At 70.4% G+C, this 15246-nt stretch carries 16 protein-coding genes and 1 pseudogene; 7 read left to right on the forward strand and 10 right to left on the reverse strand.

Features of this window, described 5'->3' with window-relative positions; translation table 11 throughout:
• A pseudogene (locus tag AC3EUV_RS33260) lies at positions 1-150 on the reverse strand (aminofutalosine synthase MqnE); the annotation flags it as partial.
• A 170-nt stretch (positions 151-320) separates the two neighbouring features.
• On the reverse strand, positions 321-779 hold the full coding sequence (locus AC3EUV_RS33265) for an Lrp/AsnC family transcriptional regulator (RefSeq protein ID WP_042155701.1): 459 nt from the start codon (positions 777-779) through the stop codon (positions 321-323).
• A gap of 113 nt (positions 780-892) precedes the next feature.
• Here AC3EUV_RS33265 and AC3EUV_RS33270 point away from each other — a divergent pair, with 113 nt between their 5' ends.
• A complete protein-coding gene (locus AC3EUV_RS33270; protein WP_275451831.1) occupies positions 893-1024 on the forward strand; it encodes a hypothetical protein in 132 nt (43 codons plus the stop codon).
• On the opposite strand, the gene AC3EUV_RS33275 is transcribed toward AC3EUV_RS33270, so the two are convergent.
• Positions 1021-1749, reverse strand: coding sequence for a UbiX family flavin prenyltransferase (locus tag AC3EUV_RS33275; protein WP_432146407.1), 729 nt, complete (start codon positions 1747-1749; stop codon positions 1021-1023). The genes AC3EUV_RS33270 and AC3EUV_RS33275 overlap by 4 nt on opposite strands.
• Positions 1750-1866: 117 nt before the next feature.
• Here AC3EUV_RS33275 and AC3EUV_RS33280 point away from each other — a divergent pair, with 117 nt between their 5' ends.
• Positions 1867-2460, forward strand: a complete 594-nt coding sequence (locus AC3EUV_RS33280; protein ID WP_432146406.1) for a rhomboid family intramembrane serine protease — start codon at positions 1867-1869, stop codon at positions 2458-2460.
• A 96-nt stretch (positions 2461-2556) separates the two neighbouring features.
• Complete coding sequence (locus tag AC3EUV_RS33285; RefSeq protein WP_432146405.1) at positions 2557-3201, forward strand: magnetosome magnetite crystal formation protein family; 645 nt, start codon at positions 2557-2559, stop codon at positions 3199-3201.
• A gap of 273 nt (positions 3202-3474) precedes the next feature.
• Here AC3EUV_RS33285 and mqnP read toward each other — a convergent pair whose 3' ends face one another.
• Together mqnP and AC3EUV_RS33295 are read right to left on the reverse strand one after the other, a co-directional pair.
• Positions 3475-4377, reverse strand: a complete 903-nt coding sequence (gene mqnP, locus AC3EUV_RS33290) for a menaquinone biosynthesis prenyltransferase MqnP (protein ID WP_432146404.1) — start codon at positions 4375-4377, stop codon at positions 3475-3477.
• On the reverse strand, positions 4374-5828 hold the full coding sequence (locus AC3EUV_RS33295; protein ID WP_432146403.1) for a menaquinone biosynthesis decarboxylase: 1455 nt from the start codon (positions 5826-5828) through the stop codon (positions 4374-4376). The genes mqnP and AC3EUV_RS33295 overlap by 4 nt, the downstream gene beginning before the upstream one ends.
• Positions 5829-5916: 88 nt before the next feature.
• Here AC3EUV_RS33295 and AC3EUV_RS33300 point away from each other — a divergent pair, with 88 nt between their 5' ends.
• The 4 genes from AC3EUV_RS33300 to AC3EUV_RS33315 all read left to right on the forward strand — a co-directional run bounded on the left by AC3EUV_RS33300 (position 5917) and on the right by AC3EUV_RS33315 (position 9372).
• Positions 5917-6342: a PLD nuclease N-terminal domain-containing protein gene (locus tag AC3EUV_RS33300; protein ID WP_432146402.1), complete on the forward strand. Its 426-nt coding sequence runs from the start codon at positions 5917-5919 to the stop codon at positions 6340-6342.
• Between the two features lie 145 nt (positions 6343-6487).
• A complete protein-coding gene (locus AC3EUV_RS33305; protein WP_432146409.1) occupies positions 6488-6916 on the forward strand; it encodes a nucleoside deaminase in 429 nt (142 codons plus the stop codon).
• Positions 6917-7031: 115 nt separating this feature from the next.
• Positions 7032-7730: a DUF4291 domain-containing protein gene (locus AC3EUV_RS33310; protein ID WP_435604536.1), complete on the forward strand. Its 699-nt coding sequence runs from the start codon at positions 7032-7034 to the stop codon at positions 7728-7730.
• A 214-nt stretch (positions 7731-7944) separates the two neighbouring features.
• Entirely contained in the window at positions 7945-9372 is a 1428-nt protein-coding gene (locus AC3EUV_RS33315; protein WP_432146400.1) for an alkaline phosphatase family protein, read from the forward strand.
• 144 nt (positions 9373-9516) lie between these two features.
• Here AC3EUV_RS33315 and ccsB read toward each other — a convergent pair whose 3' ends face one another.
• From ccsB to AC3EUV_RS33340, 5 genes are all read right to left on the reverse strand, one after another.
• Entirely contained in the window at positions 9517-10608 is a 1092-nt protein-coding gene (ccsB, locus tag AC3EUV_RS33320; RefSeq protein WP_435604537.1) for a c-type cytochrome biogenesis protein CcsB, read from the reverse strand.
• Complete coding sequence (resB, locus tag AC3EUV_RS33325) at positions 10605-12419, reverse strand: cytochrome c biogenesis protein ResB (RefSeq protein ID WP_435604538.1); 1815 nt, start codon at positions 12417-12419, stop codon at positions 10605-10607. Before resB ends, ccsB begins: the two co-directional genes overlap by 4 nt.
• Positions 12420-12422: 3 nt before the next feature.
• The gene (locus AC3EUV_RS33330; RefSeq protein ID WP_435604539.1) at positions 12423-13184 is read right to left on the reverse strand and encodes a cytochrome c biogenesis CcdA family protein; all 762 of its coding nucleotides are present in this window, start codon (positions 13182-13184) and stop codon (positions 12423-12425) included.
• A gap of 4 nt (positions 13185-13188) precedes the next feature.
• Positions 13189-13803: a TlpA family protein disulfide reductase gene (locus AC3EUV_RS33335; protein ID WP_435604540.1), complete on the reverse strand. Its 615-nt coding sequence runs from the start codon at positions 13801-13803 to the stop codon at positions 13189-13191.
• A 77-nt stretch (positions 13804-13880) separates the two neighbouring features.
• Positions 13881-15101: a polysaccharide deacetylase family protein gene (locus AC3EUV_RS33340; RefSeq protein WP_432146395.1), complete on the reverse strand. Its 1221-nt coding sequence runs from the start codon at positions 15099-15101 to the stop codon at positions 13881-13883.
• Positions 15102-15246: the final 145 nt, after the last annotated feature.

Below are 15246 nucleotides of genomic sequence, written 5' to 3' on the forward strand. Positions count from 1 at the left end.
GTCGCCGTTCTTGCGGGTACGCACCTCATGGGCGAGGCCGCCCAGCCACGCCAGGTCGTCGGACTCGTAGAGGGCGATACCGTCCTCGCGGGTCAGCCGCTCCCCGGCGTGGACCTTCGCCTCCAGCTCGCGCTTGAGGCCCACATCCATCGACGCAGCCATCCGGTCGCCTCCCAGTCTCTGCCGTATCGGTGCCGTTCCGGTGCCGTTCCTTCGGAGCCGGAAACGGGCTTCACCGAGCGTACTCCCCTGTAGGGGAGGCGGACGGAGCCCCCTGGCGCGCCCGTCCGCCCCGGTGGGTACCGGCGGCGCCCGGTGGCCTATTCGGCCTCTTCGGGCAGTTGGCCGACGCGGTTCTCCCACTTGGTGGAGAGCACGATCGTGGTGCGCGTACGGGAGACGCCCTTGGTGCCGGACAGCCGCCGGATGGTGCGCTCCAGGCCGTCCACGTCGCCCACCCGCACCTTGAGCATGTACGAGTCGTCGCCGGCGATGAACCAGCAGTCCTCGATCTCTTCGAGGTCGCGCAGCCGCTGCGCGACGTCCTCGTGGTCGGTGGCGTCCGACAGCGAGATGCCCACCAGCGCCGTGACGCCGAGGCCGAGCGAGGCGGCGTCGACCGTCGCGCGGTAGCCGGTGATCACGCCGGCCGCCTCCAGGCGGTTGATCCGGTCCGTGACGCTGGGCCCGGAGAGGCCGACGAGCCGGCCGAGCTCCGCGTACGAGGCCCGGCCGTTCTCGCGAAGTGCCTGGATGAGCTGCCTATCCACCGCGTCCATGCCCTCAAGCCTTCCAATCTTTACGCATATTCGGGTTCTGCATGTAGAATCTAAGGCATACAGGGCCTTGACCCTGCGAATCTTTTAGAGACGATCTCACAGGAGTTGTCACCGTGTACTCGATCGAGATGGCCTACGCCCGCATGCGCGAGCTTCAGGACCAGGCCAATCGTTCACGTGCCCACCGCTCCGCGGCACCGCGGACCCGGCGCCTCTTCGGCCGCGCCGCGGCGAAGCAGCGCTAAGGGGCCTCCGGGGCCTCCTCCACTTCCCTGGAGCCACCCCGCAGCTCCCCTTCCCAGCGCCGGTACAGCCCGTGCGGCACCTCGGCCGCATCGAGCACCCGGCCCGCGACGAAGTCCACCAGATCCTGGATGTGCGTCGCCCCCGCATAGAACGCCGGTGAGGCGGGCAGCACCACGGCGCCCGCCTCGTCCAGCGTCACCAGATGCTTCAGCGTCGGCCCGTTCAACGGGGTCTCGCGCACCGCGACCACCAGCCGCCGCCGCTCCTTGAGCGTCACGCTCGCCACCCGCTGAAGCAGATCCTTCGAGAGCCCGAGCGCCACCCCGGCCACACACGCCGTGCTCGCCGGGACGATCAGCATCCCCTTCACCGGATACGAACCCGACGAGGGCCCGGCCGCCAGATCCCCGGCCGGCCAGTACCGCACCTCCGCCAGGTCCGCCTCCGTCACCGGAAACGTCACCGGCTTGCCATCGGCTCCGCGCGCCAGCCATTCCCGCAGGTCGGCGCGCCAATGAGCGTCCCGGAAGGCGATCCCCGTCTCGTCCAGGAGGGTCAGCCGCGACGCCCGGCTCACGATCAGATCCACCGCCTCCCCGGCGGCGAGCAGCCCGCGCAGCACGGACGCGGCATACGGCGTCCCGGACGCGCCGGAGATCCCCACGACCCACGGACGGCGGCGGCCGGGGTCCTGCTTACTGGTGTCGATGTGCGGCGGCTCCACGCATCGAGCCTATCCGGCGGAACCACAGACCCCCTCACGGCCGTTCCTACCTGTGCGCCCCCTCGCGGACCTCCGCCGGGGGCCGCCCCACCGGGGGACGAGAAGGGACGGCCGGAGATGACCTCACGCGCGAAGCCCGCGATCTGCCTGATGCTGGGCTGGGTGGCCCTGCTCTGGCTGCTGGAGGGCGTCGACTTCGCCACCGGCGGCGCACTGGACACCTTCGGGATCACCCCGCGCGAACCCGCCGAGCTCGCCGACGTCGTGCCCGCCGCCTTCCTGCACTTCGGCTTCGGCCATCTCGTGGCGAACACCCTGCCGTTGCTGCTGCTCGGCCTGGTCGCCGCGCTGCGCAGCGGGGTGCGCCGCTTCCTCGCCGTCGCCGCGCTGATCATCCTCACCAGCGGACTGGGCGTCTGGTTCACGGCCGCGCCGGACAGCAACACCGCGGGCGCCTCCGGAGTCGTCTTCGGACTCTTCGGCTATCTCCTGGTACGCGGCTTCATCGAGCGCAAACTCCTCGACATCGGCATCGGCCTGGTGGTGGGCGTGCTCTACGGCTCGATCCTGTGGGGCGCGCTCCCGACCGACAGCGGGATCAGCTGGCAGGGGCATCTGTTCGGGCTGATAAGCGGGGTGCTGGCGGCCTTCGTCTTCCGGGGGCGCGCTCCCCGCGCCCTGCCCGCCGCCGATGTCCGACCCATCGCATAGCCTCGATCCGAACGGGAGCCGCGGGGCCGAAGGCAGGCCGCGCGCGTGCCACACGGCACCTGAGGCGCCACGCAGTCACCACGGGGTGAGCACAGCATGTCCGACTACCACCAGCCCGGATACGGTCCACCGGCCGGCGGACCACAGCAGCCGTACGGGACACCCCAACAGGGCTGGCCCGGCGCGCCGCAGCCCGGTGCCCCGCAGCAGGGCGTGCCACAGCCGGGCGCTCCGCAGCAGGGCGGCTACGGCTACCCCGGCGCCCCGCAGCCCGGCTACGGCCCCCCGCCGCCCGCCCCTTCCTCTTCCTCCGGCCCCGCGATGTGGTCCCACCTCGGCGCGCTGCTGACCATCACCGCGGGCACGATGATGTGCTGCGGCCTGGGCGCCTTCCTCGGCTGGATCTACCCGCTGTCCCTGCGCGGCAACGACCGCCACCAGCACGACCCGTACATCCGCCACCACGCCACCCAGGCCGTGAACTACGGCATCACCCAGGCCATCATGGCGGCCTTCGGGATGGTGCTGTACGTCGCCAGCGCCCTCACCTTCGCCGCGGTCGCCACGGAGGAACAGCGCAACAGCTCCGGCCTCGCGGTCCCCCTGATCACCGTGATCGCCATCTTCGGCGCCTACGCCCTGTCCGGCGTCATCTGCGCGGTCATAGGCACGGTCAAGGCAAACCGCGGCGAACTGTGGACCTACCCCCGCCTGATCGCCTGGCCCCTCAGCAAGGGCTGAAGACCCGTCAGAAGGGTCTGAGCGACTGGCGAGAACAACTGGCCGACCGTGGCGCCCGCCCGTGGCGCGCTTCACCCGCACACAAGCCCCCGAACGCACCGCAAGGAACTGATTACGCTACGTAATCGTTGCCGGATAAGAGGGAGGCAGCAGGCACGGCGGGGGTGGGGCGCAGCTCGTACGGCCGGGGGAGCCGCATCTGCCGCCGACGCCCGGCCGCCCGCACCCCTCAAACGGGTCAGACAAGCCGACGCCCCCGACCGCCCGCACCCCTCAGACAGTCAGCCCCCGCACCAACAGATCCAGCAGCGCACAGACGAACAGCGCGATCCCGATGAAGCCATTGACCTGGAAGAACGCCCGGTTCAGGCGGGTCAGGTCGTGGGGCTTGACGATGGTGTGCTCGTACAGGAACGCCGCCGCCACAATCACCAGGCCCAGCCAGAGGAACACCCCCGCGCCGGTCGCCACGGCGTACCAGGCGAAGAGGCCCGTCGTGATGAGGTGGCAGCCGCGGGCGCCCCAGATCGCGGCCGGGATGCCGAAGCGGGCCGGGACGGACTTCACGCCGATCTCGCGGTCCGTCTCCACGTCCTGGCAGGCGTAGATCAGGTCGAAGCCGCCGATCCAGATGCCGACCGCGAGGCCCAGGATCACGGCCTCCCAGGACCAGGCCCCGGTGATCGCGAGCCAGGCGCCGACCGGGCCCATCGCCTGGGCGAGGCCGAGGATCGCCTGCGGGAAGTTGGTGAACCGCTTGCCGTAGGGATAGACCACCATCGGCACCACCGCGAGCGGCGCGAGCGCCAGGCACAGCGGGTTCAGCAGGGCGGCGGCGCCCAGGAAGACGACGAGCGCGATCAGCGCGCCGGTCCAGGCGGACTTCACCGAGACCGCGCCGGTGACCAGTTCCCGTTGCGCGGTGCGCGGGTTACGGGCGTCGATCTCGCGGTCGATGATGCGGTTCGCCGCCATGGCGAAGGTGCGCAGGCCGACCATGGCGACGGTGACGAGGAGCAGCGGGCCCCACTGGATGCGCCGGCCCCCCTCGTACATCGCGGTCAGTGCGGCGATGTAGGCGAAGGGCAGCGCGAAGACCGAGTGCTCGATCATCACCAGGCGCAGGAAGGCCTTGGTGCGGCCCGGCTGCGGGACGGCTGCGGATGCGCTGCTCACGAGAGGCCGTACTCCTTCCAGCGGCGGTCGACCAGCGCCGCCGTCCGCGGGTCGGACTCGACCATCTCGGGCCAGCCGCCGTCCCGGGTGTAGCCCTCCTCGGGCCACTTCTTCGTCGCGTCGATGCCCGCCTTGCCGCCCCAGAACTGCTGGTAGGAGGCGTGGTCGAGATGGTCGACGGGACCTTCGACGACGGTGAGGTCGCGGGCGTAGTCGGTGTTGCCGAGCGCCCGCCACGACACCTCGTGGAGGTTGTGCACATCGCAGTCCGCGTCCACGACCACGATCAGTTTGGTCAGCGACATCATGTGCGCGCCCCAGATGGCGTGCATGACCTTCTGGGCGTGCTTGGGGTACTTCTTGTCGATCGAGACGATCGCGCAGTTGTGGAAGCCGCCGGACTCGGGGAGGTGGTAGTCCACGATGTCCGGGACGATGATCTTGAGGAGCGGGAGGAAGAACCGCTCCGTCGCGCGGCCGAGCGGGCCGTCCTCCGTCGGCGGGCGGCCGACCACGATCGACTGGAGCAGCGGCCGCTTACGCATCGTCACACAGTCGATGGTCAGCGCCGGGAACGGCTCCTGCGGCGTGTAGAAGCCGGTGTGGTCACCGAACGGGCCCTCGGGCAGCATCTCGCCGGGCTCCAGCCAGCCCTCGATGACGACCTCGGCGTTGGCCGGGACCTGAAGCGGGACGGTCTTGCAGTCGACCATCTCGATCCGCTTGCCCTGGAGGAAGCCGGCGAAGAGGTACTCGTCGATGTCGCCGGGCAGCGGGGCGGTGGAAGCGTAGGTGACGGCCGGGGGGCAGCCGAAGGCGATGGCGACCGGCAGCTTCTCGCCGCGCTTGGCCGCGACCTGGTAGTGGTTGCGGCTGTCCTTGTGGATCTGCCAGTGCATGCCGATGGTGCGCTTGTCGTGGCGCTGGAGGCGGTAGAGGCCCAGGTTGCGGACGCCGGTCTCGGGGTGCTTGGTGTGCGTGAGCCCCAGGTTGAAGAAGGAGCCGCCGTCCTCGGGCCAGGTGAACAGCGCGGGGAGCCGGTCGAGGTCGACGTCGTCGCCCTGGAGCACGACTTCCTGGACGGGCGCTTCCTTGACCTTCTTCGGCGGCACGTGGGTCATGCCGGCGAGCTTGCCGAACGCCTCGCGCACGCCGACGAAACCGTGCGGCAGCTCCGGCTTGAGCAGGCCGCCGATCTTGCCGCTGATGTCCTCGTACGACTTGAGGTCCAGCGCCTTCAGCAGGCGGCGGTCGGTGCCGTAGACGTTCATGGCGAGCGGCATCGCCGAGCCCTTGACGTTCTCGAAGAGCAGCGCCGGGCCGCCGGACTTCTGCACCCGGTCCACGATCTCGCCGACTTCCAGATACGGGTCGACCTCGGCCTTGATGCGCTTGAGGTCGCCTTCCCGCTCGAGCGCGCGCAGGAACGAGCGAAGATCGTCATAAGCCATGCGTTCCAGTATCGGGTACGCACTACCCTGGACGGGTCACCGGGCCCCGACGCGGGCCCGCCGTCGCGCGCAGGGGGACCGTCCCGCAATGCTCAGGTATCTGCCGTTCCTACTGGTGCTGGCGCTGTGGATCTACGCGTTCATCGACTGCCTCAACACGCCCGAATCGCAGGTGCGCGGGCTGCCCAAGGTGGTCTGGGTCCTGATCATCCTGCTCTTCGGCGAGGTACTGGTCGGCCCGGTCGCCTGGCTGGTGGCGGGCAAGCAGCGGCAGCCGGTGGCGGGCGGCGGCAGCACGCCGTCGCAGTGGCACCGCAACCACCGTACGAAGTTCGTCGCGCCGGACGACAACCCCGAGTTCCTCCAGTCCCTCAAGAACGAGAACAAGAAGGACGAGGCGCTGCTGAAGGACTGGGAGGCCGATCTGCGCCGCCGCGAGGAGGAGCTGCGCCGCAAGGAGGGCGGGCCGCGCGACGCGAACGGCCCGGAGGACACCCCGCCGGCCACGGGCTGAGGCACCGTCCGCGGCGTACGGTGAGTCCATGGACCGTACGCAGGACTGGGGGCAGGACCGCGACGAGTTCCGGCTGCACGGCCGCGTCGACGGGCACAGCGACCCGACCGGGCACCCCGACCATCTCCAGGAGCAGGCCCGCGGCATGCTGGCGACGGCGGTCGCCGAGGCGCGTGCCGGGCTGGCCGAGGGGGGCATCCCGATCGGCGCGGCGCTCTACGGGCCGGACGGCACCCTGCTGGGCCGCGGCCACAACCGCCGCGTCCAGGACGGCGACCCCACCCTGCACGCCGAGACCGCGGCCTTCCGCGCCGCCGGCCGCCGCCGCAGCTACCGCGGCACGACGATGGTCACCACCCTCTCCCCCTGCTGGTATTGCAGCGGCCTGGTCCGCCAGTTCGGCATCTCCCGGGTGGTCATCGGCGAGGCCCGCTCCTTCCACGGCGGCCACGACTGGCTGGCCCGGCACGGCGTCCGGATCGTGCTGCTGGACGACCCCGGGTGCGCGTCGATGATGCGGGACTTCATCGGGGCGCGGCCGGAGCTGTGGCGGGAGGACATCGGGGAGGAGTGAGCGGCGGGGACGATGAGCCGCGGGGGCGTCACCCGCTGCCCGGCACCGGCCCTGCACCGCACCCGCCCCACAATTCGCTGGCCCGCCGCCCGGCCCTCCGCCAGGATCACCAGCCATGACCACCAGCTCTACCAGCTCCACCAGCGCCGACGGCCCCACCAGCCCCGTCCCGGCTCCCCGCACCCCCGTGGACACCGCCGCGGACGGTCCCGCAACCCCCGCCGAGCCCCAGCGCCGCATCCGCGCCCGTTACACCGACACGACCGTGACCATCTACCAGGCGTACTCCCCCGCGCTCGGGCTGCCGGCCGCGCGGGACGGGCGGTTTCCCGTGGCCTGGAAGCGGGAGCGGATGACATGGATCAAGCCGTCCTTCCTGTGGATGATGTACCGCTGCGGGTGGGGTGCGAAGGACGGTCAGGAGACCGTGCTGGCGGTCGAGATCGAGCGGAGTGGGTTCGACTGGGCGTTGCGGCATGCCTGTCTGTCGCATTTCGACCCGGATGAGCATGCCGATCGTGGCGCGTGGCGGCGGGAGTTGAAGGGGGCGCCGGCGCGGGTGCAGTGGGATCCGGAGCGTGATCTGGGGTTGCGGGCGCTGCCGTACCGTTCGCTTCAGCTGGGGCTGGCGGGGGAGGCGTCGCGGCGGTACGCGGATGAGTGGACGGTAGCGATCAGGGATGTCACCCCGCTGGCGCGGGAGATCCATGCGCGGGTGCGGGCCGGGGAGACCGCGGCGGCCGCCGCGCTGCTGCCCGAGGAGCGTCCCTACCCTGCACCCGGGGGAACTCCGGGCCTGCGCCGCGTGTCCTGACGCCGCTGCTCAAACGCGTAAATCCCGCCACCGCGCAGTCCGCCGGGCGCTGCTTCGTGTGGCGTACGGGACGTAGCGAGGTCCGGCCAACTCAGCGCCGTTCACAGCCAATTGATGCATCGTTCAGCAACCTCCCCCTGCCCGGGAGACTCAGCCGCCGCCACAGTCAAGTCGGCCCGCTGAGGGCTCCCGCGACTCAGGGAGAGTGGCTCATATGCCTGACATGACCCGACGAAGACTCCTCGGCTCCGCGGCCGGCGCGGTCGGCGGTGCCGCCGCGCTGTCGCTGCTGCCGCCCAGCGTGCAGCAGGCCGTCGCCGCCGGACCGGCACGTCACGGCTCGCTGCACGACGTCGAGCACGTCGTGCTGCTGATGCAGGAGAACCGGTCGTTCGACCACTACTTCGGGACGCTGCGCGGGGTCCGTGGTTTCGCCGACCCGGACGCGCTGACGCTGCCGGACGGCCGGTCCGTCTTCCATCAGCCGGACGCGGAGAACCCGGACGGCTATCTGCTGCCGTTCCGCCTGAACACCCACACCTCCAGCGCGCAGGCCATCCCCTCCACCAGCCATGCCTGGTCCGTGCAGCACGAGGCGTGGAACGGCGGGAAGATGGACCGCTGGCTGCCCGCGCACCGGAAGGCCGACGGGGTCAACGGGCCGTATGTGATGGGCTATCACACGCGGGCGGACATCCCGTTCCAGTTCGCGCTCGCGGAGGCGTTCACGCTCTGCGACAACTACTTCTGCTCGGTCTTCGGCCCGACGTGGCCCAACCGGCTGTACTGGATGACGGGCACCCTCGACCCGGGCGGTACCCGGGGCGGGCCGGTGCTGAACAACACCGCGCCGCGGCCGTACCGCTGGACGACCTACGCGGAGCGGCTGGAGGCGGCGGGCATCAGCTGGAAGGTGTACCAGGAGGAGGACGACTACGGCTGCAACCTCCTGGAGCAGTTCCAGACGTTCCGGGACGCCAAGCCCGGGGAGCCGCTGTACGAGCGGGGGATGCGGGCGCAGCCGGCCGGCACCTTCGAGGACGACGCCCGCGCCGACCGGCTGCCGGCGGTGTCGTGGCTGATCCCCACCAGCCATCAGTCCGAGCATCCGGACTATCTGCCGGCGGCCGGCGCCGACTACGTCGCAAAGAAGATCGAGGCGATCGCGTCCAACCGGAAGGTGTGGGCGAAGACCGTCTTCATCCTCAACTACGACGAGAACGACGGGCTCTTCGACCATGTGCCGCCGCCGGTGCCGCCCCCGGGGACGACGGACGAGTTCGTCCGGGGCCTGCCGATCGGCGGCGGCTTCCGGGTGCCGTGTCTGATCGTGTCGCCGTGGACGGTGGGCGGCTGGGCGGCCGGCGACCCCTTCGACCACACCTCGGTGCTTCAGTTCCTGGAGCGCTGGACGGGCGTCGCGGAGCCCAATATCAGTGACTGGCGCCGGTCCGCCTTCGGCGATCTGACCTCCGCGTTCGGCTTCCGGCACCGGGCGCACCGGCCGCCGCGGCTGCCGGACGACACCGCCGAGCAGCTGGCCGAGGCGCAGTGGGAGGTGGCGCATCTGCCGAAGCCGACGCTGCCGGGCGGCGGGCAGCGGCCGCCGCGTCAGGAGCGCGGGCGGCGCCGGCGGCGCTGAGGGCGCGGGCGGCGGCGCGGACGCGGGCCGGGTGCGCCCGGGAACGACGGTGCCGTACGGGTGGCCTCGGGGTGAGGCGTTCCGTACGGCACCGGGGGCGGTGGCGCGCACCGCCGGGGGGGGCGGGCGTGGGGGCCGCCGCGGTCAGACTCCCGCGTAGGAGTGCAGGCCGGTGACGAAGATGTTCACGCCGTAGTAGTTGAACAGGTAGCAGGCGAAGGCGATCAGGCCGAGCCAGGCGGCCTTGCGGCCCTTCCAGCCGGCGGTGGCGCGGGCGTGCAGATAGCCGGCGTAGGCGACCCAGGTGATGAAGGACCAGACCTCCTTGGGGTCCCAGCCCCAGTAGCGGCCCCAGGCGGCCTCGGCCCAGATGGCGCCCGCGATGATGGTGAACGTCCACAGCGGGAAGACGGTGGCGTTGATGCGGTAGGCGAACTTGTCGAGCGAGGCGGCGGAGGGCAGCCGCTCCAGCACGGAGGTGGCGAAGGCGCCGGGCTGCTTGCCCGTCGGGTCGGCGAGCTTGGCCTCGTGGCGGTCGCGGAAGAGGAACAGCCCGGTGGAGACGGCGCCGAGGTAGAGCGCCGCGCCGGAAATGATCGCGCAGCTGACGTGGATCCACAGCCAGTACGAGTGCAGCGCGGGCACCAGCTGGTCGCTGGCGGTGTAGAGCACCGAGACGGCCAGTCCGAGGTCGAGCAGGACGCTGGTGACCAGGGGGAGCCCGATCCAGCGGACGTTCTTCTTGAGCACGAGCAGCAGCAGGAAGAGGCCCACCGCGACCGCGGCGAAGGTCGTGGAGAACTCGTACATGTTGCCCCAGGGGGCCCGCTGCACGGACAGGGCGCGGGTGATCACGCCGCCCACGTGCAGCCCCCAGGCCAGCACGGTCAGCGAGATGGCGATCCGCCCGTAGAGGTCGCCCTTCTCGGTGCCGCCCGCGGCGCCCGGCCCGTCGGGGACGTCGCGGCTGCCGGCGACGGACCGGGTGACGACCTTGGGGCGCTCCAGGACGGCGGTCCCGATGGCGCCGCCGGACCCGGCCTGGACGGACGCCGTCGCGGGCGCCTTGGCCTGGACGGTCAGGGCGGCGGCGGTGCGGCCGACCTTGCTGCGGCTGCCGAACACCCACTCGGCCATGTGCGCGAGGAAGGCGAGCGTGTAGACCGCCATCGCCGAATAGACCAGCAGGTTGCTGTTGTGCGCCATTGTCTCGTTGGCTGCGGCAGCGAGGTTCACGCGCGCGCTCCTTCAGAGGGGTCAGCAGGTCCGGCGGAGTCGGTGGGCTCCGCGGGGTCTTCGGAGCCGGGGCCGGTGTGCGGGGCCGGGCCGGGCTTCGGGTCGGGCTTCGGGTCGGCGGCCGGGCGGGTGTCGTCGGCCGGGCCGGCGCCGTCGGCCGGGGCGAGGGGGGCGTCGGGCTCCAGTGCCAGCGCGAGCTCGGCGAGCTCCTCCGGCAGCCGGGCGGACTCGCTGCGGCCGAGTCCGGCCAGCTCGACGACGGTGGTGCCGTCGGCGCCCGGCTCGGCGCGGACCCACACCCGGCGCCGCTGGATGAACAGCGAGCCGGCCAGGCCGACCAGGGCGGCGGCCGCGCCGGTGAGGGCGAGGCCGTTGCCGGGCTGGTGGCTGATCTTGAAGCTGGCCCAGCTCTTGATGCCGGTGAACTTGATGCTGCCGTCACCGTTGGGCAGCTTCATCGTCTCGCCGGGCAGCATCATCTTGGCGACCGGGGCGCCCTTGTCCTTGTATTGCTTGAGGCGCTTCTTGTCGAGCTGGTAGACGTTCTGCGGCAGCCCGGAGCCGACGCCCAGGTCACCGTGGTAGGCGGTCAGTGTCAGCACCGGGTAGTCCAGCGCCGGGAACTGGGAGAACATCGAGCCGGAGCCCTTGCCGCCGAAGGTCGGCACGAAGAAGCCCTGGAAGCCGAGCTGATTGGGCTTGCCATCCTTGGTCTGCGCGCCCGGGACCTTCACCACGCCGGTCGAGGTGAAGTTCTTGGGGTCCTGCGGGAGGAAGGGCACCGCGCCCTGGTAGACGACCTTGCCGCGGCCGTCCTTGACGGTGACCTCCGGCGAGTAGCCGTGCGAGAGCAGGTAGACCTTGGAGCCGGCGATGTCGAGGGGGGTGTTCACCTCGATCGCGGTCTTGTGCTCCTTGCCGTCCGCGCCGGAGAAGTACCTGATGTGGGCGCGGAAGACCCGCGGGGTGCCCTTCTGGGGGCCGGTCCGCTCGTAGGTCGCCTCGAACTTGTCGAGGGTGAAGCCGAACGGCTCCAGGGTGTCGGTGTCGAAGAAGGCACCGGACTTGAAGTCGTCGTACTGGGTGAGGCTGTTGGCGAAGCCGTCGCCCTCGGTGATCAGCTTGCCGCCCTCGGACTTCCACAGGCTGCCGACGGCGAACGCCACCAGCATCACGATCAGCGCGAGGTGGAAGACGAGGTTGCCGACCTCCCGCAGATAGCCCTTCTCGGCGGCGACCGCGGTGCCGTCCCGGTGGGCGCGGAACCGCCGCTTCTTCAGCAGCCGCTGCGCCGCCCCGAGGACCTCCTCGGGCGCCGCGTCGGTGCGCCAGGTGGTGTAGGCGGGCAGCCGGGTCAGCCGGCGCGGGGCGCCCGGCGGGCGGCCGCGGAGCTGTCCGACGAACTGCCAGCTGCGCGGCACGATGCAGCCGATCAGCGAGATGAACAGCAGCAGGTAGATCGCCGAGAACCACACCGAGCTGTAGACGTGGAACATCCCGAGCTTGTCGTAGACGTCGGCGAGGGTGCCGTGCTCGGCCTTGAACTGGTCGACCTTGACCGGGTCGATGCTGGTCTGCGGGATCAGCGAGCCGGGGATGGCGCCGATCGACAGCAGGAAGAGCAGCAGCAGCGCGATCCGCATCGAGGTCAGCTGCCGCCAGAACCAGCGCGCCCAGCCCAGGGGGCCGAGCGAGGGGAGGGTGACGTCCTCGGTGGGCGCGGTCGAGAGCTGGGACCCGGCCGCGCCGAGATCGCTGCCCCCGTCGGCCGCGGGGCCCGGGTCGGTGGGGGTGCCGGTCTTGGTGGACATCAATCAGATCCCAACGGTGGTGCTTTGCGTCCAGGCCTGCACCTCGGACATCAGACTGTCCCAGACACCGGTGACAAGGAGGATGCCGAGCGCGATCATCATGCCGCCGCCGAGCCGCATCACCCACACGTAGTGCCGCTTGACCCAGCCGAAGGCGCCGAGCACCCGGCGGAAGGCCAGCGCGACCGCCATGAACGGCAGGCCCAGGCCCAGGCAGTACGCGACGGTGAGCAGGGCCCCGCGGAGGGCGCTGGCATCGTAGAACGTGAGGGTGCTGACGGCGGCGAAGGTGGGGCTCAGGCAGGGCGTCCAGCCGACGCCGAAGAGCACCCCGAGGACCGGCGCGCCGGCCAGGCCCATGGCGGGCTTCTTGTGGAAGCGGAATTCGCGCTGCCCGAAGTTCTTGAGGACGCCGGCGAAGGCCAGGCCGAGCAGGATCATCAGCACGCCGAGGACGCGCGAGATGACCTCCTTGTACTCCTGGAGGTCGCGGCCGACGAAGCCGAAGAGCGCGCCGCCGGAGACGAAGACGGCGGTGAAGCCGAGGACGAAGAGGCCGGCGCCGGCCAGCATCCGGCCGCGTTTGGCCTCGCCGAGGTCGGTGCCGGTGACGCCGGTGACGTACGACATATAGCCCGGCACCAGCGGCAGGACGCAGGGCGAGAAGAACGAGACGAGCCCGGCGAGCAGCGCGATGGGGGCGGCGGCGAGCAGGGTGCCGGTGAGGACGGTCTGGTTCTCCGCGGCGGCGGCGAGCACGGTCACGTGATCACTTCTCGGCGATCAGCGGGTCGACCATCTTGCGCAGATCGTCCTCCGCGAGCGGGCCGATCGAGCGCGCGGCGATCTTGCCGTGCCGGTCGATGGCGATCGTGGAGGGGATGGACTGCGGGTTGAGGCTGCCCTTGGGGAAGCGCAGCATCAGCCGGCCGGTCGGGTCGAACAGGCTCGGGTAGGGCACCTTGTGCTCTTCCTCGAAGCTGGTGGCCTGCGACTTCTCGGAGTCGCGGGTGTTGATCCCGAGGAACTGGACGCCCTTGTCCTTGGTCTCGTTCGCGACCTTGGAGAAGTTCGGCGCCTCGGCGATGCAGGGGCCGCACCATGATCCCCAGACGTTGAGGATGACGACCTTGCCCTTGTAGTCGGCGACGTCCAGCTTCTTGCCGGTGGTGGACTCACCGGAGAGCTCGGGCGCCGGCTGCCGCTGGGCCTTCTTGACGGTGTCGACGCCGTTCTTGCCCTGGACGAAGCGGGTCTGGGCGGAGCCGCCGGAGGCGCCGTCGCCGCAGGCGCTCAGCGTCAGCGCGGCGGCCGCCGTCCCCGCGGCGAGCAGGGCGACGCGACGGCGGCTCGTGAGGCGGCGTGGGGCGCGGCAGGCACTCATGTGAAAAGTTTCGCATGGGCCCATTCCGGATCTTCCACGCCCCCCTCACCGGCCGCGTCCCGCCGCGAAAGGGCTTGTCAGGCCGCTGTCAGGTACGCCTTCCAGCCACCGGCGGGCCGCTTCCCGACGGGGATCCGCTGGAGCTTGCGCAGCACCTCCGGGTCCTGGGCGTCGATCCAGTCGGTGAACTGCCGGAACGACACCAGATGGACATCCCGGTTCTGCTCATTGGCGATGTGCTTGATCGCTGCCTCGACGGCGTCCATATAGATGCCGCCGTTCCACTGCTCGAAGTGATTTCCGACGAAGAAGGGCGCACGGTTGGTCTCGTACGCGCGGCGGAACCCGGAGATATAGGCGTCGGTGGCCTGCTGCCGCCAGCCCGGATAGTTGACCGGCGGGGCCTTCGTGGAGTTCTTCGACTGATTGGCGAGCAGGTTGTAGTCCATCGAGAGGACCTCGAAGGAGTGGCCCGGGAAGGGGATCTGCTGGAGCGGGAAGTTCCAGAGCCCCATTGTCTTCTTCGGCCACATCTGCACTCCTCCGGGTGAACTGGCGTCATAGCGCCAGCCGAGTTCCCGGGCGGTGGGCAGCAGGTTTTTCTGCCCGAGGAGGCAGGGCGTACGGCTGCCGACCAATTCCTGCCGGTAGTCGAAGGGCAAGGGCTCCAGATCGGTGAAGCCGGTGTGGGTGCGCCATTTGGTGACGAAGTCCATCGCCTGTTCGATCTCGGACTGCCACTCCTGCGGGCTCCAGTACCTGACGGCGCCCCTGCCGGAGCAGAAGTGCCCGTTGAAGTGGGTGCCGATCTCGTGGCCGTCCAGCCAGGCCTCCCGCAGGTACTTGAGGGTCTCCTTGATGTGGTCGTCGCTGAGGTAGCCGATGTCGGAGGCGCCCTGCGGGTTGTTCGGCGGCTCGTAGAGGTGTCTTTGGGATTCGGGGAGGAGGTAGACCCCGGAGAGGAAGAAGGTCATGGCCACGCCGTGGTCCCGGGCGAGTCGGAGAAAGCGGGGGAAGAGGCCGTTTCCGACCTCTCCCGCACCGTCCCAGGAGAAGACCACGAATTGCGGCGGGGTCTGACCGGGCTCCAGCCGTTCGGGGGATTTCGGCTGATGGGGCTGGGCTCCGGAATGCGCTGTCGATCCGTCACCGATGAGCTTGGGGCGGGCCTGGACGTTCTTCACGCGCTGCTTGTTGGCCCCCGCGTCCCGGTTCGGCGAGGAGCAGCCGGCGACGACCGGCGCCGCCGCCGCACCGACTCCCATACTCAGCAGGTTTCGCCGACTGATCGCGCGCATACCCTCGTCCCCTCGTGCTCGCCGAACTCAATATCCATATAAACGGACAACTGAGTGGAGGGCATGTTGAGCGTCGAGGGTTGTGGGGTTATTCGCTCAGATATTTCATTCCGTGCGCTTTTGACGTTGCGCCACGTGATGCACC

This window comes from Streptomyces sp. bgisy130, assembly GCF_057708345.1.